Genomic DNA, 26,917 nt, shown 5'->3' with positions numbered 1-26,917 from the left:
ATATTCAATGGGAGGAGGAATATTACATGATTTTCAAAGGATTCTTCATTAATCTATCTATTTTTGCTTTCCTAGTTAGCTCAGCTATATTCATTCGGGTGTTGATTTTGAATATTAATTCTAAATTAAACCGGCTATACGGAGGAGTAGTTGCCGGTATCATAGCTGCTATTCTGATGGTCTTTAATTTTAAGCACATGGGATTGTTTTATGATCTCCGAATGGCTCCTCTTATAATTTCGTACATTTATTTTGGTCGTACGGCCGGTTGGATTACAATAACATTTATTATAATTATGCGCATTTTCTATCTTGGTGGTAATTGGGGACCATCTTTGATTGTTTCTTTAGGAATAGCTACTATATATACTATTTTTGAAACTTATCTCAAGGAGCTTCATCCCTTTAAGAGAGTCTTTCTCTATCTAGCTGTTTATATAGCTATGATCCATTTGGTATTCGGATTCTTTTTTCCTTCTATACCTCTTATACTTTTTGACATTCAAGGTACATTATTTATATCTTCTGGACTATTGATCTGTATTTTTCTTATGGAGTCCTATCAAAAATTATATTGTTTAACACAAAATTTAACTAAAGCGAATGAAACATTACTAGAATCCAAGCAAGAATTAAGGGATACCGTACATGAATTGCAAGGAGGTATTTTTAAATTTAAAAAAGTAAATGGAAATTTTATTCATACTATGTGTGATGGGCAGTTATTTTATCAACATGGGTTTCACTCAGAACAAGTGGTAGGAAGAAGTTTACTTACCATAGATTCTTCCATTATTTCATTTCATTTACTTCCTCGACTACTAAAATATTATCAACAGGCATGGGATGGTGAAGAAGTCAGTTTCGAACTGCCATGGCCCAATGATGAGACTATTATACTTTTCTCTCTTAGGCCTGTTAAACGAGAAGGAACAGTTATTGAGGTAGTTGGTTCTACTGTTGATATAACGAAAAGAAAAAATGCGGAAGATGAACTAAAGGTGACGAAAGATCGGCTGGAATCATTTATTAATCATAACGTAGATGCTATCACTATATTTGATTTAGATGGACATATGATACAAGCCAATAAAGCTTATGAAAAGATATTTGGATGGTCAGAAAAAGAAATCTTGGGAAAAAAATTACCTTGCATACCTGATTTTTTAATGAATGAAACTTTAGAATTTATAAAAAATATTAAAAATACCAATATACAAGACCCTGTTATTACTAGGTTAGAAACAGTTAGACAAAGAAAAGATAAAACTCTAATTGATGTAAGCTTGACGGTTTCACCCATTCTAGATTTAAGGGGCAATGTAATTGCTTTATCAGGAATTTGTAGAGACATTTCTGAAAGGAAACAAGCAGAAAGAGAACTCCATCGATTACATCAACAATTAAAAGACAGTGAAATGAAATACCGTGCACTAATCGAACAAGCAACTGACGCAGTATATGTAGTAGAGCTGAATGAGGATCAATTTCCAACAGGATTTATAGAGGTAAATCCTGTTGGGTGTAAAAGATTTGGATATAGTAGAGAGAAGCTTCTCTCAATGCCATTTCCTAGTACCGTTCCGCCAGATTCTCCAATGGTCAAAAGAGTAATAAAAAAAATTAGAGAAGGGCAAACTTCTTTCACTTTGCAAGATGAATTTGTTTTTCCAACAGGAAAAACAATAACAACTGAGTTTGGTGTCCGTGTTTTTAACTTGAATGGCAAAAACGTTTTCTTGAGTATCTCTCGAGATATCACTGAGCGGTTAAAAACAGAGGAATTATTACGAAAATCAGAGAAACTTGCTGTAGTTGGTCAATTAGCCACTGCAATTGCCCATGAAATTAACAATCCTTTAACAGCAATGAAAGGATTCATGCATTTACTAAAATCATCGGAAAATAAGAAAAATGAACATTATATAGATATCGTGTTATCAGAGATTGAGCGAATAGAAAGTATTACAAATGAATTTATGGCACTAGCAAAGCCTCAGGCGTTAGAAATTAAAACAAATGATCTTAATGTATTAATGAAACAAGTTGTAATGATACTTCAGCCTCAAGCAATGATGAACAACATACAAATTACAACTGAGTTTACATCTGATACTTCATTCATCCTTTGTGAAGGAAATCAATTAAAGCAAGTTTTTATAAATATCTTAAAAAATGCGATTGAAGCGACAGCAATGGGAGGGGAAGTCTTGATTCAAATCGAATATATACCTGATAAAAACCAGGTAAACATTCGATTTACTGATTACGGATGCGGAATTGAAAAAGATCGTATACCTTATCTAGGAGAGCCATTTTATAGTATTAAAGAAGATGGTGTCGGTTTAGGATTAATGATCTGTTATAAAATGATCGAAAAGCACCAAGGAAAGATACTTATTGAAAGTGAGGTAGGTAAAGGAACGACAATCAATGTAAATCTTCCTATATCTACTCTCGAAAACTAATATTCTTATTTATCTTTTTAGGTACCACCGTATCACCAGAAATTTAAAAATAAAAACATCTCAAAAGTAAAAAGTTTCTTTTCTATAGTTTAGAAGAAGAAATTTTTTCATTTTAAATATTATGGATAATTTAATTTAAAAAAATGAAGAACAATATCTATTAGAAGCTGATGATAGTGTAAAAATACCAGCAAATTCGAAACATAAATGGGAAAATTTTTAGATATGGTGGATTATTCCTAGAATCGTTGCCGTATCTTAATAAAGACATCCTTGTTGTACAGACAATTGGTATACCAAACATGATTGTAATACACAGATTGATCGAATGAACTTAATAGAAAGAGAGGGCCTTTCTGGTAAGAGCTCCTCTCTTTCTATTAAGTTGTGTCATGTGTAAGTTTATCATTTTAACCGAGAAGACTCCCTCCTCTAAACGAAGTGAAGGTGGGGGTAGTTCAATTCTTATTGATTCACGTACGTATCAAACCATAAATGGATATATCCAGCTGTAATACGTTGCGCTTCTATTAAGCATTTTCCTGTTACTGGTGTTACCTCAGCACGCCATTTATCAGCAGAGTCTTGTGACACAGCCGCTTTTATAAACCAACCTTTCGTTGAACTTTAAGGTGAGAGTCTTACTATCGGCGAATAGCGGGATAAAATATTGAATGTTCATATACAATTACCTGATTTGTACTTTTTTATATCCACCTTCTTTTTCGAGACCATTCATTTTTAAATTCACATAATAAACCAATCTAAATATAAACGGAAACAACAAAGAGCCTACAAGGGATGGAATGAATATTTTATTAAAAAGTGAAGCTATCCCAAAAAGAATCCCCGCAAAAAAGTAGCCTACAATTGCACTCCAATAAACAAAACGTGCAAATTTAATTTGGAACGTATCACCTTTTTTGCAAGGTTTACCGAACATAACTTGGACAAATTTAATCAATGTAATCACCTCTCCTTATGCTGTAGCTTGTTTCAAGAGACAACAAGCCAATTATATCTCATTTACAGTAACTCACTTGGAAATGTCTCCTCGAAAACCCGTCACACCAGCAGGTCTACGAATCTCTCTATAGACTGTTGGAATGTTCGCTTACAGCATCTCTTCATAAACTTTTAAATTTTGATAAATAATTTTTAGCAATGGCGCATCTATATGAAATTGTTTTGCTAATTTTAACAAATATCCTTGTAAGTACTCCCCCTCGATAGGTGAATCTTTCTCCATATCCCGCTGCATAGAAGATTTCATATCATATGAAATCTTATCGATCGTCTTCATATGTTCGTCAACAATATTATCCTGAATTGGGGCTCCAGATGCTTTCATAATCTGTGCTGCTTCTTCAAATAAATTCCGAATCAAGTCCCGTCCCCCATCACTTTCACGGATTGGTCCTATTGGTGCGCGCATTAGCGTAGTCACACCTGACATAACAGTAATAAATAAATATTTATGCCACATATCTTGCACGATATGATTACTCAAAACAAAACTTGCTTTTGTACCCTTTAATGCATCGGCAATCTCATATATTCGCTCTGTATGTAGATGTTTAATTTCCCCAAATACAAGTCGGTCAGCAGAGCTAGTTTGAACAACATCTCCCTCACCGTTTAATGTTGTTTCAATAAAACACAAACCTCCAATAACTTTATCCTCACCAAATACCCGTTGTAATACAGATAGATGAGCTATACCATTTAGTAGTGGTATAATAATTGTGTTCTCACCAACAAATGGCTTCAAATCGTTTATTGCTTCTTCTAAATGATAAGTTTTTGTTGAAAATAAAATTAAATCGAATGGATCTGCGGATTCAGTTTTTGTGATTAATTGTGGTATAAAGGAGAAATCTCCATTTATGCTACGAATAACAAGACCATTTTTCTCAAGCTGTTGTTTTCGTCCACTACGAACGAGAAAAGTAACGTCTTCCCCTTTTTCTACTAAACGGCCTCCAAAATACCCTCCGACTCCTCCAGCTCCTAGTACTAAAATACGCATATAGAACTCCCCTTTTCCAAACATGAAAATTTTACTTCCTTGTAACATAACTATATTATACATCTGACTCATCAATTAAACAGAAGATTCAACTTTTTAATAAGGTTTTATTTTAAAATTATGTATTATAGACTTAGTAAAGACTTGTATAGTTAGAAAGGATGAGAAGAAATGCAATATCCAATGTTCTTATCTAAAAGATTAACAATACGCCCATTTGAATTAGATGATGCTCCGAGAGTTCAAGAATTAGCAGGCGATAAAGAGGTTGCGAAAACTACTACAATTATTCCTCACCCTTATCCAGATGGCTGGGCAGAAGAGTGGATTACCTCTACTCATACAGCTATGGATAAGGGAGACAGTTTTCACTTTGCAATGGTTAATGAGCAAAATATGCTCATCGGTTGTATTTACCTTTTTATTAACAAAAAACACAATAAAGGAGAACTAGGATACTGGCTGGGTAAATCCTATTGGGGTAAAGGATACTGTACAGAAGTCGGTCAGGTCATCGTTACATATGCATTTGAAGAATTACAGCTAAATCGTATTTATGCTGATGCTTTTACTAAAAATCCTGCTTCTTCTAAAGTCATGCAAAAATTAGGCTTGAAACATGAGGGAACATTTAAACAAAGTTGTTTGTATTGGGGAGTGTATGAAGATACTGTTGTTTATGGTTTAACAAGATCTGATTATAACAAGAGTAAGTAGCTTCTCTTCTTTTTAGCGAATATCAATAATACGAAAGCTTTACTTCCACCATAAAAATCAAAATTTCAAGAAGAAAAAACGCAGAAACCTCCTTTTAACAATTACGTTTTAACATCTAAATGAATGATTATAAAAAGAGTAGGCCACAAATTTTTATGGCCTACTCTTTTATTTAAACATTTCCCTTGTTTTGATTCACCAGAAGTAATCTATATTTTCTCATATCTTATAAATAAGTTAAAATCCTCTTCCATCCCAAAAAAACACCTACATAAAATATGATATACTAAATTCAAAATCTTTAGAGGAGCTGGCTATTATGGGGATGATTGGACAGTATCTATTAGTTACAGATGAGGAATTAAGTAAAATCAACAATAACGAGTTAGACATTTATTTTAGAGAATCTGATTTAGATATCGATAAGTCATGGCAGTTACTTCATTTTACTTTATGTGGTGAGATTGGCGGAGGCGAACCACCGCTTGGACATGTCGTACCGCTTAATGATTCCATCATAGATAACGATTCTCTCGGTACATTTTATCTTACAACTAGTGAAGTCGAAGAGGTCTATTCTGCAATAAAAGATTTAAGCGAATCTGATTTCAACAACATGTACAACTTTCAAGAATTAATGGATGAACAGCTTTATCCACTTGTTGAAGATGATGACCCGGATGAAATATTAGAATATATCTATAGTTACTTTTTAGAAATTAAGGATTTATATAAGCAAGCTGCTGCAAACAAGCAATGTGTAATTTTTTTCATTATCTAAATAGAAGTGAACTACCCTCCCCTTCACTTCTATTAGAGGAGAGGGGCTTCTCGGTTAAAACGATAAAAAAACGGATCCTCTCTTTGACGATAAGATCCGTTTTTTATGAAAGTGAACGATTATCCTAATTTCACTTTATTTTCTTCTTCAATTTTTTCTAATGCGATAGCCACTTGCTCTTCTGTTAATTCATGCTCTTTTACATAACGATTGCGCGGGTGTACACGGCATTCATGTGAACATGCACGTAAATATTTCTCTTCATTTTCTTCCGAGCATAAGATTTGTTTGTTACATTCTGGATTTGCACAATTTACATAGCGCTCACATGGTTCTTTTGTAAAGTGGTCTTTCCCAACAATAACATGTTCTTTTTGGTTTACTGGTACACCAATACGCTCATCGAATACGTAACATTGTCCATCCCATAGTTCACCTTGCACTTCAGGGTCTTTTCCGTACGTTACAATTCCGCCGTGAAGCTGACTTACATCCTCAAAGCCTTCACGCACTAACCAGCCTGAAAACTTCTCACAGCGAATACCACCTGTACAATATGTTAAAATCTTTTTACCTTCGAACATTTCCTTATTTTCATCAATCCAATCTGGTAGTTCGCGGAATGATTTAATATCAGGTTTAATCGCGCCTCTAAAATGCCCTAGCTCATATTCATAATCATTTCTTGCATCTATGATAACTGTATTTTCTTCCTTCATTGCTTCACAAAACTCTTTTGGTTCTAAATACTTACCTGTTGTTTCTTTCGGATTGATATCATCTTCTAAACGAAGTGTAACAAGCTCTGAACGAGGGCGCACATGCATTTTTTTGAACGCATGTTCATCAGCTTCATCCACTTTAAACACGATTCCATCAAAACGTGAATCGTTCTTCATTGCTTCCATATATTCCTCTGTTTGTTCAACAGTACCTGAAGCAGTTCCGTTAATCCCCTCTTCTGCTACAAGAATTCTTCCTTTTAACTCAAGTGAATTACAAAATTCTAAATGCTGAGCAGCAAATTCTTCCGGATTCTCAATTGTAGTGTACATGTAGTACAGTAACACTCTGTATGGTTTTGTATTTGACATTTTATTTTTACCACCTATCTAATTCGATATTTTAAAATCATGTATAAGTTAACGATCATATCGGAACATATAAGAATAAGAAAAGATATGTTAACTATTGCTCAAATAACTTTCTCCTATTTACAATGTTTTCCTATAAGTTAACGCAAATGAAAAACGAGATTACATCACAATCCAATAGAGTTGTGATGTAATCCCAATATATTATATAACATACAAATTGGTTTCCAGCAATTAATATGCTGTAATCCCTGTTTTACAATTAAAAAACAGCCTTTTCCATTCCATATTATAGGTTAATTTTCCTACAATCCCAAAAGTTATAACTGTATGTTAGCTATTTATTTATTTTTATTACATAGTTATTTCAAGTACACCTTTTATTGTACACAGTCATATAATTTGCATTAAGGAAACATTTGTGTTCAAATAAAAAAATCAACTAAAACATCTAAATGTATTGAAATAGATAGTAAGAATAAATACAATAATTGCATCATGCTAAGAAACTAAAGGGGAAAACTACTATGAATAAAAATATAACAAAAGATGAACACGTCCCTTCTCAAAGTACAACCGTTCAATCTGCTCATCTAGCTTTAAGTGGTGAAACTAAGGGACTTAAAAAATTATTACCTTTTCTAGGACCTGCATTCATCGCATCTGTTGCTTATATTGATCCAGGGAACTTCGCTACAAATATTGCAGCTGGATCACAATATGGTTATTTACTACTTTGGGTAATTCTCGCTTCCAATTTAATGGCCGTTTTAATTCAGTCTCTATCAGCGAAACTCGGGATTGCTACTGGTAAAAACCTTCCAGAAGTTGCTCGCGAACATTTCCCAAAACCCGTTTCAATTGGTTTATGGATACAGGGTGAACTCGTTATTATGGCTACTGATTTAGCCGAGTTTATCGGTGCTGCTTTAGGATTATATTTGCTATTTGGCATTCCAATGTTACCTGCTGCTTTAATCACAGCAATCGGATCATTCATTATTCTTGAATTTCAGCGCAGAGGCTTCCGCCCATTAGAAGCTGTTATTACAGGGATGGTCTTTATTGTTGTTGTTGCATTTGGTGTACAAATGTTTTATGCGAAACCAGAGCTAAGTCCCCTTCTTTCGGGACTATTTATTCCTAAATTTCAGGGTGTAGATAGTATTTTACTTGCAGCTGGGATTTTAGGTGCAACAGTAATGCCACATGCAATTTATCTACATTCTGCTTTAACGCAGCGCCGCGTAGTTGGAACAACAGATGAACAGCGCAAAAAGATTTTTCGCTTTGAATTCATTGATATCATTATTGCAATGGTGATTGCTGGAGCAATTAATGCAAGTATGCTAATCGTAGCAGCTGCCCTGTTCTTCAAAAACGGATTACATGTTAAAGATTTAGACGTTGCTTTTAATGAATTTAGCAATTTAGTTGGACCTGTATCAGCCAGCCTTTTCGGAATTGGATTGTTGGCTGCTGGTTTATCTAGTTCTTCCGTCGGTACAATGTCTGGTGATATTATTATGCAAGGATTTATCCGCATGCATATTCCTTTATATGTAAGACGCTTTATTACAATGATTCCGCCTCTTGTTATTATCGCTTTAGGTGTGAATCCAACTTACGCTCTTGTTATGAGTCAAGTTGTATTATCATTTGGAATCGCGTTTGCATTAGTACCTCTTATTATGTTTACAAGTAGCAAAAAAATTATGGGCGTGCTAGTTAATCATCGTATTACAAGCGCAATTGCCTGGTTAATCGCGGCTCTAGTTATCGCTTTAAATATTTTCTTACTGTATCAAACATTTACTGGACAATAAAGCTATTATGTTTTTGATTTTTATTTTATAAGATGCCATGATAAATCCCCTTTGCTTAAACAAAGGGGATTTATTTTAGGTTAAAGGTGAAATCACATCACCTATTGGTACCGCATTTCCATTTTTCACACGAATACCACCTTCTGGCATAGCGTGCCCATCAATATCCCGAAAATATAATGGTAAGCCTTCCGAAAGAAACATGCTCGTCTTGGATGGATCTTGCCATTGATGATGAATATGTAAATGTGGCTCACTGGAATTTCCTGAGTTTCCAACTTTCGCAACCACTGTTCCTTCGTTTATGTGTTGTCCTTCTTTCACAAGTACCGATCCTCTCTTCAAATGAGCAAGGATAAGGTATGTTCCTGTTTCATCTAAGCGTAAATATATGTGATTACCAGCCATAGAATCAAAATCATCAGTTCCTGGTTTCAAATCAGGTTCATCAGTATTAATCGATATAACTGTTCCAGAAGCCGGAGCTACTACCTCTGCCCCATATATACCGTAATCTTCTAATTTTGAGCTTTTTATTCCCGCTGGTGGAACGAGAAAATCATATGCCCAACGTTGATTTGGTGCCCAGGCGTGATAATTCGTTTCAAGTCGATTTCCTCCCCATCCTACTAATGCAGTTTGATTCAATGGAAGACGAATCGTTGCTTTTGGAGTTGCAGAATGAACATCTGCCGGATAAGCAATTTGTCCTATTCCAACAAACCATCCTGCTGGCCAAGCTCCAGCTACAGATAGAATCAAAATAAAAATAATTGTTTTATCTATACGTCTTCTAGAAAACAAAATCCAAATAATTGTAGTCATTGTGATGATAAAAATTACGATAGAAAAGAAACTAAAAGCTTGTATTCCCCACCAAGCAAAGATAGATACAATGCCCCTAGCTAAATAAATTAAGCTCCAACCTATCAACAAAATTGCAACAAAAATAGTAAGTATAATTTTCTTCCACATATTATATCCTCCGTTTCCATATCTTCATTCGCTATGATACAGAACAGACTTTACGACATATGAAAGAAATACTTACGACTTTCTTACGATTTCCTTTTATATCTTGGTAAAATGATAGTAAATGTTGTCTCTTCTTTATTACTATCCACTGTTAGATCACCTTCATGGATGTGAGCAATACTTTTAGCGATAGCAAGCCCCATTCCTTTTCCACCAGTATGAGCATTCCTTGACTTTTCTCCACGATAAAATTTTTCAAATACATACGGAATGTCTTCGTCTGAAATGCGTGGTCCATAATTCTTTATTTTTATTTGGGCATTCACGTTTTCAACTAACACTTCAATAACGATTTTCTTTCCAGACTTCCCATATAAAATACTATTACTGATTACATTTTGCATTAGCCTTATGATTAATTTTATATCTACTTCAATTTGTACAGTTTGTTTACACTCAATGTCAAAATGCATCTTTTCCTCATCTAATTGCGGTACAAAATCAATCATGATTTGTTCTATTAATGGTTTAACTTCTACTATTTCTTTATGTAACTGACGTTCCTTATAGTTTATATGACAATATTCTAGTAGATCATCTATTTGATTTTTTAACTCATCACTTTTTCGCTTTAATACCGCTACATACTGATCGCATTCCTCTATGTTGGAATGAAGCTTACTTTCCACTAAATCAACATAACCTATTAAAGATGTTACAGGTGTTCGTAAGTCATGAGAGATGTTATGAATCATTTCATTTTTCATTTCTTGTGATTGTTTTTCTTTTTCAATCGACTCCTTTAAACTTTTTACCATCCCATTAATATCGGTCGCTAACTTTCCAATCTCATCACTTTTCAAAACGGGTATACGTACTTCCAAATTACCTTTACTTATCTGTTTCACACCCTGATTGATTTGCTCCAATCTTTTCATCATATTCTTTGATAATAGTAGAAAAAAGAGCGAAGTTAAAATGAGAAAAATAACAAAGTAAATAAAAGAATATTCTTCTTCTAATCTCATAACATCCTCATGCATACTTCCAGCCAAACTTTGAAATACTATAATGCAAATAGTAGAGAATAAAATGCTACTTATAAAAACAAGAAAAAATTTCATCCTAATCCCTTGCAATAATTTAGTCTTCAATTTTATAACCGACTCCCCAAACATTTTGTATAACTGTTGGCTTCTTTGGATTTTCTTCTATCTTATTTCTTAACCTTGCAAGATGAACCATGACAGTATTATTGCTTTCATGAGCTCTTTCTCTCCAAATACTTTCATATATTTCTTCTAATGTGAATACCCGGTTTCTATTTTTAGCCATAAGATGTAATATATCGTATTCCGTTTTTGTAAGATTAATAGCTTTCTCGTACAACATCACTTTTCTAGATAATTCATCTATCTCCAAACCTCTGATTTTAATTTTGTTTTTATGCACTTCGCTTGGCATATGATTGAAATATGTATATCTTCTTAATTGTGCCTTCACCCGTGCTACGAGCTCCATCATACTAAATGGTTTCGTTATATAATCATCTGCGCCTGTGCTTAGTCCAATAACCTTATCTATATCTGTCGCTTTTGCACTTAAGAACATAACAGGAATAGTATGCCGTTCTCTTATTCTTCGGCATACCTCAATTCCATCCATGGCAGGCATCATAATGTCCAAAATAACCAGTTGTATATCATTTATATCTAAAATATTTAATGCCTCTCCCCCAGTGTAAGCTCTTAAAACACGAAACTCTTCTTGGCGTAAATGTACTTCAATTAATTGAACAATATCTGCGTCATCATCTACGATTAATATAGATTGTTGTTTCATAACCCATCCTCTTCCATAATCATTTGAAATATATTCCATAAAATTATATTAACATGTAGCAAAAGAGAATTATCATTTCTTTTTAGTCAGTTTCTAAAGTTCTCATTATAATTATTTCACGATAAATATTTTAAAAGTTTGTTTTTTTCTGATTTTAATATAGAATAATAAATAAATTTTATACAAAAAGGAGTGAAAAAATGTTTCCGATATTAGAAACAGAACGACTCATTTTGAGAGAACTTACAGAATCTGATGCACAAAGTATATTAAATTGCTTTTCTAATACAGATGTATTACGTTACTATGGTCAAAATCCATTAAAAAGTATAGATCAGGTAAAACAAATCATTAGAAATTTTGCAGAAAGTTACAATGAAAAACATGGTATGAAATGGGGAATTGAACGAAAGGGGACGAAAGGCATTATTGGAACAATCGGTTTTCACGATTGGTCTTCTGAACATAAAAGAGCAAATATAAGTTATGCACTTTTCCCTGAGCAATGGGGAAATGGCTATGCTACTGAAGCAGTTTCTCAAGTTATATCATATGGTTTCCATACACTTCATTTAACACGTATTGGAGCGATTGTTTTTCTTGAAAATGAATCATCCAATAAATTGTTAACAAAACTAGGGTTTAAAAAAGAAGAAGTTCTACAAAATTATATGTATCAAAATGGAATTCCATATGATACAAACGTTTATTCTTTACTAAAATCTGTTTAATAAAAAGAATAACACAATCCCTTTACTTTAACTAAAATATAATTTTCAAACTTAAATACAACATTTCCCTTGAAAAAGCTTTTTCTAAATTTGTTTTAAAATGATTCAAAAACCAATTAAAAAAGAGCTAATATTTCTGTATCAAGCAATTAGCTCTTTTCCACCTCAGTATTTTTATTTTTCAGCTATAAAAGCATGTTTATACGTGTATACACCGCCAAATTGATGCTTCTCAATGCCCTTTATACGCTCCTTCTGTATATATGCTGAACCAGTATGATAAAGAGGAGCAACTGCCGCATCTTCCAATACTATTCGTTCTGCCTCTTGTAAGGCTTTCCATCTTTTTTGTTGATCTAGTACAATATCATATTTTGCTTTCTTTATAAGATCATCATAATTAGAATTTGAGTAATCCATCTTATTATTAGGGCTATTTGTCGTAAATAATTCTAAATAATTTATCGGATCTTTGTAATCTGGTCCCCATACTACCATAGATATATCATATTGCCCTGTTTGTTCTAGTTGTAATTTTTGCTTAAATGGTTGCTGTTTAATCTGCACTGTTAAACCTTGTAAATGCTTTTCTAAATCTCCTTTTATATATTCAGCTATACGTTTTGCATTATCTTGCTCAAATGTCAAGAACTCCACTGTAACATTCTCCGTACCAAGCTCTTTTTTCGCGTCTTCCCAAAGTTCTTTTGCTTTTTCTAAATCGTAATCAGCAATATTCCCATTTTCCTTTCGAAAATCTTTCCCGGTTACTTCATTCTTATACCCTGTTGGAATCAAGCCATGCGCAGGAGATGCACCGTTGTTTATAAAGTGATTTATAAGCTCTTCTTTATTTACTGCTAAAGAAATTGATTGCCGAAGTTTTTTATTTGCTAGTGAAGTATTCCCTTCATTAAAGCGAAGCATAGCTATAGCAGGATCACTTGACACATGTAGCTCCTTATTGTTTTTATATTGGTCTACAAATGTAGAATTAATAGGTACTCGATCAAGACTACCAGATTCATATAAATTTACAGCTGTCATTGTATCTTTTATAATATGAAAGTTTATTTCATCTAGCTTTACTTTCCGCTTATCCCAATATGTATCATTTTTCTTCAATTGAAATTCTTGTTCATGCTTCCATTTTTCTAACACAAACGCTCCATTATATATAAGATTATCTGGTTCTAATCCATAACGATCTCCTTGTTCTTTCACAAATGATTCATGCTGTGGTAAATAAATAGGCAACGCTAATAATTGCAATAAATAAGGGACAGGCTGCTCTAACTGTACTTCTAGCGTATAATTATCTAATGCCTTTACTCCTAGTCGATCAGTAGCCAATGTACCTTTATTAATTTCTTGTGCGTTTTTTATATAAAATAGCATGTATGCATATTGAGATGCTGTTTCAGGACTCAATGTCCGTTTCCACGAAAAAGTAAAATCATGTGCTGTTACCGATTCCCCATTTGACCATTTTGCATCTTTGCGCAAATGGAATGTATATCTTTTCCCATCCTCACTTTTCTCAAATGACTTCGCCACACCAGGTACGGGCTTGTCTTGATTATCTAGCACATACAACCCTTCAAATATATTTTGCATCACATGTGATGATGTACCATCCATCACTTTCGCTGTATCAAGAGAAGGAATTTCTTCTGATACTGTTACATTTAACACTTGTTTTTGATCCCCTTTATTAACTTTATTCGCTGTACTACTACAAGCCGATAAAATCAAAGATGTGACAAGTGTAATTACTAGTAAGCGGCTCTTTTTCTGCTTCATGAATTTTTCTCCTTAAATTCAAATAATATTATAAAACGTTATACATTATAACAGAAGGACCAGTATAAAGTCGTGATATTCTATTGAATATTTATTCGTTTCACATAAAATTCACAAAAAAAACGCTTCCCTCTTGTATTTTATTAAAAAGGGAAGCGTTCGTTATCAATTCCTCTATTTCAACTACATCCCCAATCCTCGTTTATAACGACTTGCCTCAAAAATAATTTGCTCTTCATCTAATGTTTTACATTCACCATTCCACACAATATGTTTCCCATTAATTACAACATCAGATACATCTTTTCCACTTGCTGCATACACAAGGTGTGACAACACTTCTTCTGCTGGCTGTAGATGCGGCTTATTGGATGGATCAATTGTAATAAAGTCAGCACACTTTCCTACTTCAATGGAACCTGTTTGTTTCATCCCAATGACTTCTGCCGCTCCTTTTGTTGCGAGTGAAAGAGCTGTTTCAACTGGTAATGCAGTCGCATCTTTATGAATACCCTTTTGCAATAAAGTTGCAACTCGAAGCTCCTCAAACATATCTAAATTATTGTTAGATGCAACGCTATCTGTTGCAATACCAACTTTTATTCCCGCTTCTAACATTCCCTTAACATTCGCTATACCAGACCCTAATTTTAAATTGCTATTTGGATTGTGTGCTACACGAACGTCATGTTCCGCTAAGAATGCGCGCTCATCTTCATTTAACACAACGCCATGTGCAATAACTGTCGGTCTCTTAAATAAACCACAGCTCGCTGCATATTCTACAGGACGTTTGCCATATCGCGCTTCAATATCGCGTACTTCACGCTCTGTTTCTGAAAGATGGATGTGAACCATCGTATGGTTTTCCACCGCGATTCTCGCACACTCTTCTAACATTTCGGTAGAGCATGCATATGGACTATGAGGAGCAACCATCGTTGTTAACATGCCGTTTTCACTGTAATATCGTTTTACATATTTTTCAGCATCTTGAATTGCTTTCTTTTCATCCTCTTTCGTTCCAAAACTAAATAAAGTTCTTGAAACCGCTGCTCGCATTCCACTATTACGAACCGTTTCCATAATCGCATCCTGATCTACACCGATTGGATTAAACATATCAGAAAATGTTGTTGTCCCGCTTTTTACCATTTCTAATAAACCAAGTTCTGTACTAGCAACAGCAAGCTCTGGCGTAAATTGACTTTCAAGAGGCCAAATTCTTGTTTCAAGCCACGGCTGTAATAACATATCATCACCAATGCCACGTAAAAGACTCATCACAACATGTGTATGCGTATTCACAAGACCTGGAAATAGCCACTTTCCCTTCAAATCTATCACTTGATCCACTTGATTTCGATTAGAAAATTCTCCATTTTGTACTTCTATAATCTTATCATCTTCTACAATGATATATCCGTTTTCAAACAATTCATTCTGTTCATTTAGCGTTGCAATCGTAGCGCTTACATAAGCTGTTTTCAAAAGTATTTCCCCTCTCGACTCTATAAAGTATGTTTCCCTTTAAAAAGTTACCACCATTATAGTAACTCATTGGACATTAAGAGTCAAAAGATATTTCACTTCAAACAAATTCTATTGCATAAAGATATGCATTTTCTGTTTTAAAGCATAATATTGCCTATCATTTGTGTCTGCAAATGCTTCTTCTCTATTAGAAGGAATATCCATATAAGCTATCTCTTCAAAAAATTGTGTTGCGGTAAAATCATATCGCTTTCCATTTATAGCATTGTAAAAGTGCCAATCTTCGCCAACTTGCGTCTTTTTTATTTCCCCTCCAAACAAATCATGTATAACAAGTGCTGTTACACCACATTGCCCTTTTGCCGGATTTTCTATCGTCCACTTTGAACTTGTTTCAAGTGACCAAGATTTCATTAAAATCTTGTAGATTTGTGCGATTTCAAAACCATCCATTTCAGCATCTCCCATGTATACTCATTTTTATACATCATATTGCAAAAGTGGCAGAACACGATCTTTAAAAACTGTTGAAGGTGTCTCTCCAATCAATTTTGCACCCATTTTCATGTAGTAGCCTTTCGCATTTGGATCACTATCAATTGTAAAACTCTTAATTCCTAATTCAACTGCTTTTTCTACGACACTTTGCCATAGAATGTTACCATAACCCTTTCCCTTATAATTTGGATGTAAATATAAAAAATCGAGAACATCTTCTTCTTTTCGTTGAAATGAAAAAAAACCAATTTTCACTCCTTTATTTTCTAAAATATATACGTAATGATTTTTAATATACTCTTCCGTAATCGTTAAATCTTCCTTACATGCTAGTATAAATTCTTCGCTGTAATCCCAAGTTGCCTTTGATGCTAGTGCTATATGACTTAGTTCATTTGCCTCGTTTAATAATGCTTTCCTCACTACCATTTTCCCCTCTCCCTTTCCTTTAAATTACAAAAAGAACCCTTACTGATACTTTATCATAGTAAGAGTTCTCTCATCATTTTAATCTACCTTCGCTCCATAACACCTCGCCACAGCAACCGCCTGCGTTATATCCAATCTTACATTCTGTAAATCAAATGCTCTAAAGTCAATTCTATCCACTACAGCTCCTCTTAAATCTGCACCTATAAGCTTCGCTTTTCCTAATTGTGCACCTGTTAAATCAACATCACGTAAATCAGCTTTTTCTAAATTACATTCACAAAGATCCGCTTCAACTAAGCGAATACCCTTTAATTTTTGTTTACTTAAATTCGCAAATCTTAAATTTGTATATGACCAATCGCCAAATACAATCGTTATTCCATCTAAATTCGCCTCTTCAAAATCAGAACCCGTCATTTTACATTCCTCAAACTTAGAAACAAATAAATTTGCTCCAGAAAATTTACAATTTGCAAACGTACTTCCCTGGTGAATTGAAGCATTAAAAAGAGCGCCTGTGAAGTCACATTCTATGAAATTACAATTTTCCGTTACAATTTCTGATGCATCTACACCTCTAAAACGACACTTTATAAATGTACAATTTTTTAATTCCTCTTCTTTTATAGCAACATCACGAAAATCTATTTCTATATACTCGTTATTTACAAATTCACTCATGCTTTCCCTCCAAATTCCCAAAAAGAAACCTCACTACAACAAAAGTGAGGTTTCTTTTTATATAATATGTTCATCTAACCAAGAAATCAAATCTTGAAATACTTCATCCCTATTTACTTCATGGAACATTTCGTGCCTTCCATTTTCATATAGGCGAAGTGTTACATCTTTCACACCGCAATTTTTATACATATCGTATACTTCTTTTACGCCTTTCCCCATATCTCCCACTGGATCACGATCTCCGGAAAAAATATGTATAGGAAGGTCTTTCGGCGTTTTTTTATATTCTTCTGGTCTATTCACTTCCAGCATACCACTAAATAATTCACGGTAAAAACTCGTTGAACAAATAAAACCACATAACGGATCTTCTATGTATCTATCAACTTGATTTGTATCTGAAGAAAGCCAATCAAACTTTGTCCGATTCGGTTTAAAATTGGAATTAAAGTTTCCAAATGACAAAAAGTTCAACATTGGACTTTTCGTTTTTGTGCCGCGAAGCTTCATTTCAATCGTTGCCACTTTATAACCTAGTACACCTAAAAATCCAGGGTTTCCACCTGTCCCAGAAATAAGGAATCCATCATATAGGTCACCACGAAGTTGTACAGCACGTCTAGATAAGAAAGAACCCATACTGTGACCTAATAAAAAGAGCGGACAAGTATGTTCATTACGAATAAGTTCCGATACAAAGATTATGTCAGAAACAGCTTGATCCCAGCCAACATTCGGTTCGAAATGGCCATAATCCTCTTCTTGTTTTGCTGTTTTTCCATGTCCCCGGTGATCATGAGCATATACACCATAACCAGCCTTCAATAAGGCATCAATGTATTCTGTATAGACACCAGCATGTTCCGTCATACCATGTGCAATCTGTACAATTCCACGAATTTCACTTTCTGGCAGCCACTTACGCAAATAAATTTCCGATCCATCCAACACTGTAACAAAGCTTTCCTGTATGTTCATTTTGAAGGCCCCCAAATCTATATAATCTATTAACAATAGCAATCTATATATCTAAAAAATGAATCACTATTCATTCTTCTTACTATGTATTATATGCAATTGTTTGTATTATGACAAACACTGCACTTTCTAAGCAAAGACTCAAACCATTATCTTGACGAACAACAAATTAAATATTATAGTTACTTACATAAAGTAATTAATATATTTTAGGAGGTTTCACTTATGATGCCATCATTATTTTTAGCGCACGGCTCACCAATGCTTGCTATTCAAGATACAGATTATACACGTTTTCTAAAAACACTTGGAGAAACATATAAACCAAAAGCAATTGTTATTTTTACAGCACACTGGGAAACTGAAGTATTAACTATCTCATCTTCAGATAATGAATATGAAACAATTTATGATTTCGGCGGATTCCCTCCTGAAACGGATATATCTCCGTAAACTTTTATGTACATATTCTTCGAATATCATCCAAACCTTTAATTTTCAAACATATCACGCATTAAATGTTCACTGTACATAAAAGTTTTTCTGTACATAAATAGGACGCTCACGATAAAATGTGTACATGTTGATTTGAAATAAAGTCGTACCGGTTTGCGTTCGGAGTAAAATCGAAAAGGTTGGGTTCTGTACCCAGATCAACATCCAATTCATTATTTTTTTATCAATTACCCTCATTGAGCTTGATCCAGAGCCATCCAAAACAATACAATTTGTTTCATCAAAACCGAATTGACTAAGGCGAATTTTCAAACTACCAATCGACGCCCCTTGAAGAGTAACCATTAAATACGCATAGATAGTTCCATTTTCTTCCTGAAATCCTAAAACTGTTCTTCTAGAATGAAAAAATACGCTATTCTTTCTGTAGAATCATAGGAAAGGATGGCGTTTTTGGCATGAACTTATCGAATTTTGATAAATTAGAATTGTTTTCTAAAGAGTTACAACGATATATGTCACCTGATGCTTTAGAACAATTAGCTAGAGAAAGAGGATTTGTTTTATCTGTAAAACCTTATGATGAACGCGCGGAAGCTGATTTATATTTTGAAATGTATTTGAAAGAACGCGGCTTATTTATCGGCGATGAAGAACACGAAATTGATAAGGTTGTGATTCGAAAGAAAGTTGAAATGTTATAGAAAAAAGCAGGATAGCAATGTATCCTGCTTTTTTCATTTGAAAGTCTTATTCTCTAATATAACAACGTAATCGTTTGTCAGTCTACCAGCTTCTTTGTAAGCGTCAAACATTCCCCACTTACAATTTGTAAATAACCCATGAGATAATCTCCGTACATACTACATGTGGAGGTTTTTTTTATGAAAAGACACCTATTAAAGAAAGAATGGGAGACTAATATTCAAGACTATAAAAACAGCGGATTATCAAAAGTTGCCTGGTGTCAGAAACAGAACCTACGGGTTCATCGGCTATATTACTGGCTAAACAAATTATCACCTGAAACGGAAGATCAAAATAAAAATGAGCGTGTGAATTGGATTTCTATGAATGTCCCTGTCGTAGAAGAAAACATACATGCCACCATTCGAATTCACATGCAAGAAGCCACTATTGAGTTAGATGTGCCTTTTACTCCACAAGTGCTCCTACAAGTGATACAGACGGTGAAACAACAATGATATCCGAAATCGCAATTGAAAAAGTATATCTTGCACAAGGGGCAACAGATTTACGTAAATCAATTGATGGACTAGCAGCTATTGTAAAGGAAGAATTTGAGTTAGACCCTTTTTCTTCTTGTTTATTTGTTTTTTGTAATCGCTCACGCGATAAACTAAAAATTCTTGTTTGGGAACATAATGGTTTCTGGTTGCACTATCGCAGATTGGAAAAGGGAACGTTTTACTGGCCAACTGGTCATCCGGGTGTGCCACTTACCATTTCAAGACGACAATTGAGATGGCTTCTTGATGGATTTGCTTTTCAACAAAAACAAGGTCATCAAGCCGTACATGCGAGAACCATTCTATAAAAATCATATATGAAAAAGGAATTTGGATGATTTTATCGAATGGATTTATCTATGAAAACAACACTCTCACATTCAAAACAACCCACAATTGAATCACTTCAAGCTCAAGTAGAGGAACTCACGGAAAAAGTGAGATGGTATGAAGAACAATTTCGTCTTAGTCAACAAAAACGGTTTGGTACGTCTAGCGAAAAAACACCTAATAATCAACTCGCTTTAGAACTGTTTAATGAGGCTGAGAAAGAAAGTGACTCTGAAACCCCTGAATCAGCTGTTGAAACAATCACCTATCGTCGTAAGAAGAAACACGGTCATAGGGATGAGTCTGTCCAAAACCTTCCGGTTGAAACGATTGAATATCGTTTACTTGATATGGAACAGGTTTGTTTGTGCTGTGGTGGTGCTTTGCATGAGATGAGTGTAGAAGTCCGTAAGGAACTGACGATTATCCCTGCGGAAGTAAAGGTGACGGAACATAAGAGGTATGTATACGCTTGTCGTAAGTGTGAATTAGATGAGGTATCTACACCGATTGTGACGGCTAAGATGCCAGCCCCTGCCTTTCCTAAAAGTATCGCTTCCCCATCGATTATGGCGTATATCATGACACAAAAATATGTAGAAGGATTGCCTCTTTATCGTCAGAAAAAGCATTTTAAACGAATGGAAATCTTCTTATCACGACAAACGATGGGAAATTGGTTATTATATGGGGCGGATCGATGGTTAGTGGCTTTGTATGAAAGGATGCATGAACATTTACTTACTCGAACCATTCTTCATGCGGACGAAACAACCTTCCAAGTCTTACGCGTACCTGGTCGAGCCGCAACAACCAAGTCCTATCTGTGGTTATATCGTACAGGACGAGAGGATATCCCTATTGTCCTCTATGACTATCAACCTACAAGAGCAGGCGAACATCCGAAACGTTTTTTAACTGGTTTTGAAGGATATTTACAGGTAGATGGATATAGTGGTTATCATCAAGTACCGGATGTCACCCTTATCGGATGTTGGGCGCATGCGAGACGAAAGTTTGATGAAGCCTTAAAGGCTTTACCTGATTCACAGAAGGGGAAAAAAGTGAAGGCGAGCGAAGGTTTACACTTCTGTAATCAACTCTATTCGATTGAAAGGAAGCTCAGACATGTCAACCCTACCGAGCGATATGAGCAGAGACTGAAAAAAAGCAGGCCCATTCTGAACCTTTTTTCAGCATGGCTTCATGAACAGAAAGATCGTGTTTTACCAAAAAGTGCGCTAGGCAAAGCCATCACTTATTGTTTGAATCAACGGAATCATCTTGAAGCTTTTTTATTAGACGGTCGTTTAGAAATCGATAACAACAGAAGTGAACGTTCTATTAAACCGTTTGTAATCGGGAGAAAAAATTGGATGTTCTCAAATACACCGCGAGGTGCCAGAGGAAGTGCCATCATGTATAGTGTGGTGGAAACTGCAAAAGAGAATGGTTTAAGTCCTTATCATTATCTTCGTTATTTATTTGAAACACTTCCCAACATCGATTTAAACAATAAAGAGGAACTGGATAAAATCTTGCCGTGGTCAGCGGATTTACCATCTAGCTGTAGAGTGCCGAAAAAAAGTGAAGTAAACAAAAAATAACTCCAAAATCAACTTTTATTGTATATTTTGGAGTTACTTTACGTTTACTTTTAAACTTCCATTTCTCGTACAATTTGGACAGAAAATTATAAAGAAAAAGCTCTCCCTGCATATAAGGGATAAGCCTATTTTACAAAGAAAACAGCTCTTGCACCTCTTCAATAAATAATTGGACTGCAAAAATCATTTTTTTTTACAAAATCTTATAGAAATGAGCCTTTAAAACTGCCCATTCTTTTCCCAAGATTCGACGATGTAATGTGCCAGTTGTTGGTCGTAGCCTTTTCCAATTAAGAACATGATTGCAGCTAATTCAGTCATAGCGTGGGGAATGGGATTGTGTTGAGTTTCTTGAATTCCATACTGTACCCAAGGTCTAACAATTTGTAGAACTGGATCTTTTAAATAAAGATAGTGAGTACCCACAGCATGTTGAACTTGCTGTTGAGTGGGTTCTTGAGGGATATATTGCTGCTGGCGTAAATTAGGATGCTGAGCTTGTTGAGTGTGTTGTGTATCATTCGGATATTGTGGGTATTGCTGATTATAACGAGGATCATTCGGCATTTGAGAATTAGTATACATGAATTTCCTCCTTTTATTTGCTATATATACATTATATTAATGTACATAAAAAGTTATGTTGAGAAATAGATAATTCCCCTCCAGGATGCTCCCTTTCCATGGGGAAATGCCATGATTCCTTTAATGAAGGGACAGCTAGACCTATTTCTCTCCAAACGTGTGGTTCTAGCTCTCGAGTTCGAACATTCGGGGGTAGATTAGATAAGGATAACTCAGCTAAGATGGCCAACCCTAGCCCTTCTTGTATCATATTTAGTGATGTCGTTACAGTAGAAACTGCATATTCAATGCGGAGCGGTACTCCGTCTTGTTTAAACATATCGATAATCGGAGGTTCATATCCCCCTTTAAAAATAATGATTGGTTCATTATTCAAATCCTGTATTGTAATAGCTGATTTCTTATATAGGGTGTGATCATCTCGTATTACCACAACCATTTCCCCCTTGTCAATGGGCTAATTTCCATTTCTTCATTTGGAAGGATAACTATCCCGATATCGATGACGCGAGACAATAACCAATCTTCTACTTCCTTAGGTGTTCCTTTTGAGGTGATAATTTTTTCAACCAATAGTAAAGCCCATGAGCCAGTAGGTTCTGTTTTTGACACCAAGCAACTTTTGATAATCCACTGTTTTTATAGTCTTGAATATAGGCTTCCCATTCCTTTTTTAATAGGTGTTTTTCCATAAAAAAAACTTCCACATGTAGTATGTAAGGAGATTATCTCATGGGTTATTTATAAATGGCAGGTGGGGAATATTTGACGCTTACGCTTCTTTTGTATAATCCACCAGTCTTTGTACATTGACACAACAAATCTGTGCTCCCCATACAAGTAATGGAATACCAATAAAATCAATATGTAATCTTCTAGAGAATAAACCACCAAACGTCATAGGAAGTGGAACGGTTGGTGACATATTTGAAAAAATGATTTTTTCGTTGTTTTGATATTGATGTTGAAGAATTTCTCCTAGATTTTTCATAGATGGTACCACAACTTTTGATGCTCCGCACCCTACTGTATAAACAGGATTGCCGCCCTCATCTCGGCCATGAAAAATAATTTTTCCCATATCATAAGTTTTAAGTTTATTAAAATAGTCCACATTTAAAATTTCTTCTCTCGTTAAATTCCGATCAGTTGGTAGTTTGTTTAAATGATACGCTGCGGCTAGTGATGTTGTATGCGTTCCGCCATAATCAGTGTAAATATAAATCATGTTCTCATTCCTTTGTCATTTACGTTCAATATTGATTAGTATCACCATTTCATTATTTACTAATCAAGGACTGATATATTTGGTTCTGGTACAAAGATAAAATAAAAGGGAATATAGCACATATATTTCTAACGGGATTGTATTTTATGCTGTCAGCCTAAATAATTGATGGATGAATTCTTTTTGATTTTGGACAGACTAATTCCTTAAATTAATCTGTCTCTTTTTCATCATATGCATGACTCCCACACCACTCAATATAGCGGTTGCTGTTTAAAATGATTTGAATCCCATCATAGAGCGTACACGTTTCTTAATAAAACGATGATCTTGTTCCACAATGTTATTTAGATATTTTATCTGCCTGATTTGGATGCCTAGTGGCATCTTTTTTTCTTTCTTCATTTTTTCTATGGCGATTGGATAATCTGGATTTTTATCAACTGTAATCACATGGGGGGAGAGGGACATGAAAAGACCGCAAAGCTTTCTTAAAGAATCGCTTTGCAGCCCTATGATTTCTATACATTTAATCATTTTTATATTTTAATTTATTTCTTAAGGAACTTTTTAAGGCAGTGAAAAATATCCTTTTTATTTTTCACTATATAATACCTAAACTCCTCATCTTCAATGTTTTTATAAACAGAAAAAAGGGTAGATGATGAGCGATTATACTGGTTTAATTAGCAAGGATGTAACCAAATTCAAATAGATTCTGTTCCCAAAACTCACTTGTCATGACTTTTTTGTTTTGTTTATTCTTTTTCTGGTTCTGTTGCAAAGTTTTTAAAAGTAGGCTAAACCTTTGCAAAATAGAGTAAGGAGAATCATAGATGGGATATTTTAAAGGAATGATAAGTGTCAAATGAATGATACATTCCGAAGTATACAATGAGAAAGGGATTATAGCTTTTCTTTTCTTAAGACTGCACATATTGTTTAATTTGATCAACACATAAATTTCTCAGCTCTGTACTGGAGTACGCCTTATAATTTTTATACCAGTCTACTGTATGGTCTAAAGTCTGTTGAAGGGACCATTTTGGTTCCCAATTGAGCTTGAATTTTGCTTTGCTTATATCTAGGTTTAGGAATGTTGCCTCATGAAATTCTTCTGGATTTACATTTGAAGATATCCAATTCCCACATCCCCAGGACTTTATCATACCGGTAACAAGCTCTTTTACTGAGACAATATTATTTAGTTTTGGACCAAAATTCCATGCACCAGAAAAAAGGACCCCATCAGTTAAAATTTTTTCTGCTAGAAGTAAATATCCACTTAAGGGTTCAAGTACATGTTGCCAAGGTCTTACTGCATTAGTATTTCTAATGAAAATTTCTTGGTTTGATTCCAGTGCTCGTATACAATCAGGAATAATCCTGCCTATTGACCAATCTCCTCCGCCAATTACATTGCCAGCACGAACACTTGCGATTATTTTTTTATGGTGCTCATATTTTTTTTCTGGAAAATAAGAGTTGCGGTAGGAGGAAATTAATAGTTCGCAGCATCCTTTGCTAGAACTATAAAGGTCATGTCCACCCATTGGGTCATTTTCACGGTATCCCCAAACCCATTCATTGTTCTCATAACACTTGTCACTTGTAACTATAATTCCTATTTTAGTGGATTCATGTAAACGAATTGCTTCTAATATATTCATTGTTCCCATAACATTTATATCATACGTATCTTTAGGGTGCTCATAAGAATATTTAACAAGTGGTTGTGCGGCTAAATGAAATACAATTTCAGGTTTATATTCTTTGAAAAGCTTATTTAATTTATTATAGTCTCTAATATCCCCACGAACATCAATTATGTCGTTTTGAAGGTTTGTTAAATTAAAGTTATCTTTTTTATTTTTAGGATCTAAAGAATATCCAATTACAGTCGCGCCTAATTCTTTTAACCATATGGATAACCAAGAGCCTTTAAAACCAGTGTGTCCTGTGATTAAAATCTTTTTTCCATGAAATACATTCTTAAAGCTATTATTGAACAATTGTTTCACACCTTAGAAATAGATTTTCATACATTCGGATATAGATGTGTATTATGTTTATACCAATTAACAGTTTTAATAATACCTTCTTCAATACTTATGCGTGGTTCCCAAGAGAGCATACGTTTAATTTTATTAATATTCGGTTTAGAAATCCTTCTTTCATTCGTTCTATAGGATAACGCACCATAATTGGGTCTTTTATTAGTCTGCAAGTGTTTAAAGAGTAATTCCACATAATATTTTAAAGGGTGAGTTTCACCGCTTCCAATATTAAAAATCTCATTTTGTATAGAATTATTTTCAATTGTTAGCATACAAGCATCTATAATATTATCTACATAGCAGTAATCTCTTAATTGATTACATAACGTTAAGTTTACATTTCTATTCTGTAATACCTGTAAAATAATATAGCAAAAAATTTTATGTGGTTCTTCACCTTCTCCGAATACTCCAAAGGGTCTTAAGGTTATAAGGTTGATATTGTTTTCAGCCGCGACTTGATGAGCAATTATAGTGGCTGCAGCTTTACTACTTCCATAAATATCTACTGGTGTTAATTCCATATCTTCCTTAATAGATTCTGTTTTATTTCCATACTCAGAACTGCTTCCAATATTAATAATCTTTTTGCAATCTATAGACTTTGTTGCCTGAATAATATTAATTGTACCTAAAACATTCGTTTCAATAGCACTCATGTAATCTGTATGAGCTGAATTTACTCCGTATGCAGCAAAGTGAAAAATATAGTCAGGACGGATTTGTTTTATAATATTTTCAACTTGGATCTTATCTCGTATATCTACTTCATAAAGTTTGATACTTTTTAATACATCATTAAGACGCCAAGGATTTGATGACTTTCTGGCTAAAATAACGATTTTCGCTTGTAATTTCAATAATCTTCTTACTAAATGAGAACCAATAAAACCGTATCCGCCAGTGATAAGAAACGTTTTATTTTTAAAATGGTCAATCATATTCATAGAATTTCATTTGTCTCCTTATAAATTTTGGGTAAAAGGAATAAATATATTTACTGAGGAAGTTTGTGTGAATTAGGGAATAATACTATTTATATAAAAGAGAGA

At 34.3% G+C, this 26,917-nt stretch carries 26 protein-coding genes and 4 pseudogenes; 10 read left to right on the top strand and 20 right to left on the bottom strand.

The window, feature by feature from the left end:
- The first annotated feature begins 26 nt into the window (after nucleotides 1–26).
- Nucleotides 27–2,468 (top strand): PAS domain S-box protein, encoded by a 2,442-nt coding sequence (locus tag BPMYX0001_RS08340; protein ID WP_033798819.1) that lies wholly within the window; start codon nucleotides 27–29, stop codon nucleotides 2,466–2,468.
- A gap of 465 nt (nucleotides 2,469–2,933) precedes the next feature.
- On the opposite strand, the pseudogene BPMYX0001_RS30480 reads toward BPMYX0001_RS08340, so the two are convergent.
- The 3 genes and pseudogenes from BPMYX0001_RS30480 to panE all read right to left on the bottom strand — a co-directional run.
- Nucleotides 2,934–3,092: pseudogene (locus BPMYX0001_RS30480) on the bottom strand (phospholipase); the annotation flags it as partial.
- A 64-nt stretch (nucleotides 3,093–3,156) separates the two neighbouring features.
- Nucleotides 3,157–3,432 carry a hypothetical protein gene (locus tag BPMYX0001_RS08335; RefSeq protein ID WP_033798818.1) on the bottom strand — a complete coding sequence of 92 codons (276 nt, stop codon included), beginning with the start codon at nucleotides 3,430–3,432 and terminating at the stop codon, nucleotides 3,157–3,159.
- Nucleotides 3,433–3,582: 150 nt separating this feature from the next.
- Entirely contained in the window at nucleotides 3,583–4,497 is a 915-nt protein-coding gene (panE, locus tag BPMYX0001_RS08330) for a 2-dehydropantoate 2-reductase (RefSeq protein ID WP_033799639.1), read from the bottom strand.
- A gap of 171 nt (nucleotides 4,498–4,668) precedes the next feature.
- On the opposite strand from panE, the gene BPMYX0001_RS08325 reads away from it, so the two are divergent.
- Entirely contained in the window at nucleotides 4,669–5,214 is a 546-nt protein-coding gene (locus BPMYX0001_RS08325) for a GNAT family N-acetyltransferase (protein ID WP_006094504.1), read from the top strand.
- 319 nt (nucleotides 5,215–5,533) lie between these two features.
- Nucleotides 5,534–5,995: a YfbM family protein gene (locus BPMYX0001_RS08320; RefSeq protein WP_006094503.1), complete on the top strand. Its 462-nt coding sequence runs from the start codon at nucleotides 5,534–5,536 to the stop codon at nucleotides 5,993–5,995.
- 119 nt (nucleotides 5,996–6,114) lie between these two features.
- Here the strand turns inward: BPMYX0001_RS08320 and trhO are convergent, their stop codons facing one another.
- Entirely contained in the window at nucleotides 6,115–7,089 is a 975-nt protein-coding gene (gene trhO / locus BPMYX0001_RS08315) for an oxygen-dependent tRNA uridine(34) hydroxylase TrhO (RefSeq protein WP_018781412.1), read from the bottom strand.
- A 527-nt stretch (nucleotides 7,090–7,616) separates the two neighbouring features.
- On the opposite strand from trhO, the gene BPMYX0001_RS08310 reads away from it, so the two are divergent.
- Nucleotides 7,617–8,915 carry an Nramp family divalent metal transporter gene (locus tag BPMYX0001_RS08310; protein ID WP_006094501.1) on the top strand — a complete coding sequence of 433 codons (1,299 nt, stop codon included), beginning with the start codon at nucleotides 7,617–7,619 and terminating at the stop codon, nucleotides 8,913–8,915.
- A 75-nt stretch (nucleotides 8,916–8,990) separates the two neighbouring features.
- On the opposite strand, the gene BPMYX0001_RS08305 is transcribed toward BPMYX0001_RS08310, so the two are convergent.
- The 3 genes from BPMYX0001_RS08305 to BPMYX0001_RS08295 form a co-directional block, all read right to left on the bottom strand.
- On the bottom strand, nucleotides 8,991–9,890 hold the full coding sequence (locus BPMYX0001_RS08305) for a M23 family metallopeptidase (RefSeq protein ID WP_006094500.1): 900 nt from the start codon (nucleotides 9,888–9,890) through the stop codon (nucleotides 8,991–8,993).
- 83 nt (nucleotides 9,891–9,973) lie between these two features.
- Nucleotides 9,974–11,068 (bottom strand): sensor histidine kinase, encoded by a 1,095-nt coding sequence (locus BPMYX0001_RS08300; RefSeq protein ID WP_167535673.1) that lies wholly within the window; start codon nucleotides 11,066–11,068, stop codon nucleotides 9,974–9,976.
- Nucleotides 11,034–11,732 (bottom strand): response regulator transcription factor, encoded by a 699-nt coding sequence (locus tag BPMYX0001_RS08295; RefSeq protein ID WP_033798816.1) that lies wholly within the window; start codon nucleotides 11,730–11,732, stop codon nucleotides 11,034–11,036. The genes BPMYX0001_RS08300 and BPMYX0001_RS08295 overlap by 35 nt, the downstream gene beginning before the upstream one ends.
- Before the next feature lie 200 nt (nucleotides 11,733–11,932).
- Here BPMYX0001_RS08295 and BPMYX0001_RS08290 point away from each other — a divergent pair, with 200 nt between their 5' ends.
- On the top strand, nucleotides 11,933–12,463 hold the full coding sequence (locus BPMYX0001_RS08290) for a GNAT family N-acetyltransferase (protein ID WP_006094497.1): 531 nt from the start codon (nucleotides 11,933–11,935) through the stop codon (nucleotides 12,461–12,463).
- 174 nt (nucleotides 12,464–12,637) lie between these two features.
- On the opposite strand, the gene BPMYX0001_RS08285 is transcribed toward BPMYX0001_RS08290, so the two are convergent.
- From BPMYX0001_RS08285 to BPMYX0001_RS08260, 6 genes are all read right to left on the bottom strand, one after another.
- On the bottom strand, nucleotides 12,638–14,266 hold the full coding sequence (locus tag BPMYX0001_RS08285; RefSeq protein ID WP_006094496.1) for a peptide ABC transporter substrate-binding protein: 1,629 nt from the start codon (nucleotides 14,264–14,266) through the stop codon (nucleotides 12,638–12,640).
- 183 nt (nucleotides 14,267–14,449) lie between these two features.
- Nucleotides 14,450–15,757: a bifunctional S-methyl-5'-thioadenosine deaminase/S-adenosylhomocysteine deaminase gene (locus BPMYX0001_RS08280; protein WP_006094495.1), complete on the bottom strand. Its 1,308-nt coding sequence runs from the start codon at nucleotides 15,755–15,757 to the stop codon at nucleotides 14,450–14,452.
- Between the two features lie 111 nt (nucleotides 15,758–15,868).
- A complete protein-coding gene (locus BPMYX0001_RS08275) occupies nucleotides 15,869–16,213 on the bottom strand; it encodes a YunG family protein (protein ID WP_018781418.1) in 345 nt (114 codons plus the stop codon).
- A gap of 27 nt (nucleotides 16,214–16,240) precedes the next feature.
- The gene (locus BPMYX0001_RS08270) at nucleotides 16,241–16,687 is read right to left on the bottom strand and encodes a GNAT family N-acetyltransferase (protein WP_006094493.1); all 447 of its coding nucleotides are present in this window, start codon (nucleotides 16,685–16,687) and stop codon (nucleotides 16,241–16,243) included.
- A 78-nt stretch (nucleotides 16,688–16,765) separates the two neighbouring features.
- A complete protein-coding gene (locus tag BPMYX0001_RS08265) occupies nucleotides 16,766–17,371 on the bottom strand; it encodes a pentapeptide repeat-containing protein (protein ID WP_018781419.1) in 606 nt (201 codons plus the stop codon).
- Between the two features lie 57 nt (nucleotides 17,372–17,428).
- On the bottom strand, nucleotides 17,429–18,352 hold the full coding sequence (locus BPMYX0001_RS08260; RefSeq protein WP_006094492.1) for an alpha/beta hydrolase: 924 nt from the start codon (nucleotides 18,350–18,352) through the stop codon (nucleotides 17,429–17,431).
- A 225-nt stretch (nucleotides 18,353–18,577) separates the two neighbouring features.
- Here BPMYX0001_RS08260 and BPMYX0001_RS08255 point away from each other — a divergent pair.
- The 5 genes and pseudogenes from BPMYX0001_RS08255 to tnpC all read left to right on the top strand — a co-directional run.
- Nucleotides 18,578–18,787, top strand: a pseudogene (locus tag BPMYX0001_RS08255) (dioxygenase family protein); the annotation flags it as partial.
- Between the two features lie 479 nt (nucleotides 18,788–19,266).
- A complete protein-coding gene (locus tag BPMYX0001_RS29320; RefSeq protein WP_006094490.1) occupies nucleotides 19,267–19,512 on the top strand; it encodes a hypothetical protein in 246 nt (81 codons plus the stop codon).
- A 180-nt stretch (nucleotides 19,513–19,692) separates the two neighbouring features.
- Nucleotides 19,693–20,013: an IS66 family insertion sequence element accessory protein TnpA gene (gene tnpA, locus BPMYX0001_RS08240; protein WP_033798813.1), complete on the top strand. Its 321-nt coding sequence runs from the start codon at nucleotides 19,693–19,695 to the stop codon at nucleotides 20,011–20,013.
- Nucleotides 20,010–20,366 (top strand): IS66 family insertion sequence element accessory protein TnpB, encoded by a 357-nt coding sequence (tnpB, locus tag BPMYX0001_RS08235; RefSeq protein ID WP_006094489.1) that lies wholly within the window; start codon nucleotides 20,010–20,012, stop codon nucleotides 20,364–20,366. Before tnpA (BPMYX0001_RS08240) ends, tnpB begins: the two co-directional genes overlap by 4 nt.
- 39 nt (nucleotides 20,367–20,405) lie before the next feature.
- Nucleotides 20,406–21,995, top strand: coding sequence for an IS66 family transposase (gene tnpC, locus BPMYX0001_RS08230; RefSeq protein ID WP_006094488.1), 1,590 nt, complete (start codon nucleotides 20,406–20,408; stop codon nucleotides 21,993–21,995).
- 219 nt (nucleotides 21,996–22,214) lie between these two features.
- Here tnpC and BPMYX0001_RS34855 read toward each other — a convergent pair whose 3' ends face one another.
- The 7 genes and pseudogenes from BPMYX0001_RS34855 to BPMYX0001_RS08200 form a co-directional block, all read right to left on the bottom strand.
- A complete protein-coding gene (locus BPMYX0001_RS34855; RefSeq protein WP_139358561.1) occupies nucleotides 22,215–22,580 on the bottom strand; it encodes a hypothetical protein in 366 nt (121 codons plus the stop codon).
- A 31-nt stretch (nucleotides 22,581–22,611) separates the two neighbouring features.
- Nucleotides 22,612–23,126: pseudogene (locus tag BPMYX0001_RS29315) on the bottom strand (LysR family transcriptional regulator substrate-binding protein); the annotation flags it as partial.
- The gene (gene tnpA, locus BPMYX0001_RS34850) at nucleotides 23,108–23,272 is read right to left on the bottom strand and encodes an IS66 family insertion sequence element accessory protein TnpA (RefSeq protein WP_412676842.1); all 165 of its coding nucleotides are present in this window, start codon (nucleotides 23,270–23,272) and stop codon (nucleotides 23,108–23,110) included. The pseudogene BPMYX0001_RS29315 and the gene tnpA (BPMYX0001_RS34850), both read right to left, overlap by 19 nt.
- Before the next feature lie 80 nt (nucleotides 23,273–23,352).
- Nucleotides 23,353–23,808 carry a DUF3189 family protein gene (locus BPMYX0001_RS08215; protein ID WP_006094484.1) on the bottom strand — a complete coding sequence of 152 codons (456 nt, stop codon included), beginning with the start codon at nucleotides 23,806–23,808 and terminating at the stop codon, nucleotides 23,353–23,355.
- Nucleotides 23,809–24,006: 198 nt separating this feature from the next.
- Nucleotides 24,007–24,331, bottom strand: a pseudogene (locus BPMYX0001_RS29310) (DDE-type integrase/transposase/recombinase); the annotation flags it as partial.
- 400 nt (nucleotides 24,332–24,731) lie between these two features.
- Nucleotides 24,732–25,820 carry a CDP-glucose 4,6-dehydratase gene (gene rfbG / locus BPMYX0001_RS08205; protein ID WP_033798812.1) on the bottom strand — a complete coding sequence of 363 codons (1,089 nt, stop codon included), beginning with the start codon at nucleotides 25,818–25,820 and terminating at the stop codon, nucleotides 24,732–24,734.
- A gap of 26 nt (nucleotides 25,821–25,846) precedes the next feature.
- Complete coding sequence (locus BPMYX0001_RS08200; protein WP_033799636.1) at nucleotides 25,847–26,806, bottom strand: NAD-dependent epimerase/dehydratase family protein; 960 nt, start codon at nucleotides 26,804–26,806, stop codon at nucleotides 25,847–25,849.
- Between the last annotated feature and the right edge of the window lie 111 nt (nucleotides 26,807–26,917).

It is taken from the genome of Bacillus pseudomycoides DSM 12442 (assembly GCF_000161455.1).
GTDB lineage: Bacteria > Bacillota > Bacilli > Bacillales > Bacillaceae_G > Bacillus_A > Bacillus_A pseudomycoides.
The sequence above is the reverse complement of the archived record's forward strand: the minus strand, read 5'-3'. Positions and strand labels throughout refer to the sequence as shown.

Coding starts and splice junctions, on each gene's coding strand:
- tnpA (WP_033798813.1), top strand. CDS start 19,693: ATGAAAAGACACCTATTAAAGAAAGAATGGGAGACTAATATTCAAGAC.
- BPMYX0001_RS08325 (WP_006094504.1), top strand. CDS start 4,669: ATGCAATATCCAATGTTCTTATCTAAAAGATTAACAATACGCCCATTT.
- BPMYX0001_RS08275 (WP_018781418.1), bottom strand. CDS start 16,213: ATGGATGGTTTTGAAATCGCACAAATCTACAAGATTTTAATGAAATCT.
- BPMYX0001_RS08200 (WP_033799636.1), bottom strand. CDS start 26,806: ATGATTGACCATTTTAAAAATAAAACGTTTCTTATCACTGGCGGATAC.
- tnpC (WP_006094488.1), top strand. CDS start 20,406: ATGGATTTATCTATGAAAACAACACTCTCACATTCAAAACAACCCACA.
- trhO (WP_018781412.1), bottom strand. CDS start 7,089: ATGTCAAATACAAAACCATACAGAGTGTTACTGTACTACATGTACACT.
- BPMYX0001_RS08215 (WP_006094484.1), bottom strand. CDS start 23,808: ATGATTTATATTTACACTGATTATGGCGGAACGCATACAACATCACTA.
- BPMYX0001_RS08320 (WP_006094503.1), top strand. CDS start 5,534: ATGGGGATGATTGGACAGTATCTATTAGTTACAGATGAGGAATTAAGT.
- tnpA (WP_412676842.1), bottom strand. CDS start 23,272: ATGGAAAAACACCTATTAAAAAAGGAATGGGAAGCCTATATTCAAGAC.
- BPMYX0001_RS08300 (WP_167535673.1), bottom strand. CDS start 11,068: ATGTTTGGGGAGTCGGTTATAAAATTGAAGACTAAATTATTGCAAGGG.
- BPMYX0001_RS08270 (WP_006094493.1), bottom strand. CDS start 16,687: ATGGTAGTGAGGAAAGCATTATTAAACGAGGCAAATGAACTAAGTCAT.
- BPMYX0001_RS08265 (WP_018781419.1), bottom strand. CDS start 17,371: ATGAGTGAATTTGTAAATAACGAGTATATAGAAATAGATTTTCGTGAT.
- tnpB (WP_006094489.1), top strand. CDS start 20,010: ATGATATCCGAAATCGCAATTGAAAAAGTATATCTTGCACAAGGGGCA.
- BPMYX0001_RS08340 (WP_033798819.1), top strand. CDS start 27: ATGATTTTCAAAGGATTCTTCATTAATCTATCTATTTTTGCTTTCCTA.
- BPMYX0001_RS08260 (WP_006094492.1), bottom strand. CDS start 18,352: ATGAACATACAGGAAAGCTTTGTTACAGTGTTGGATGGATCGGAAATT.
- panE (WP_033799639.1), bottom strand. CDS start 4,497: ATGCGTATTTTAGTACTAGGAGCTGGAGGAGTCGGAGGGTATTTTGGA.
- BPMYX0001_RS08290 (WP_006094497.1), top strand. CDS start 11,933: ATGTTTCCGATATTAGAAACAGAACGACTCATTTTGAGAGAACTTACA.
- BPMYX0001_RS08310 (WP_006094501.1), top strand. CDS start 7,617: ATGAATAAAAATATAACAAAAGATGAACACGTCCCTTCTCAAAGTACA.
- BPMYX0001_RS08285 (WP_006094496.1), bottom strand. CDS start 14,266: ATGAAGCAGAAAAAGAGCCGCTTACTAGTAATTACACTTGTCACATCT.
- BPMYX0001_RS08305 (WP_006094500.1), bottom strand. CDS start 9,890: ATGTGGAAGAAAATTATACTTACTATTTTTGTTGCAATTTTGTTGATA.
- BPMYX0001_RS34855 (WP_139358561.1), bottom strand. CDS start 22,580: ATGTATACTAATTCTCAAATGCCGAATGATCCTCGTTATAATCAGCAA.
- BPMYX0001_RS08295 (WP_033798816.1), bottom strand. CDS start 11,732: ATGAAACAACAATCTATATTAATCGTAGATGATGACGCAGATATTGTT.
- BPMYX0001_RS29320 (WP_006094490.1), top strand. CDS start 19,267: ATGAACTTATCGAATTTTGATAAATTAGAATTGTTTTCTAAAGAGTTA.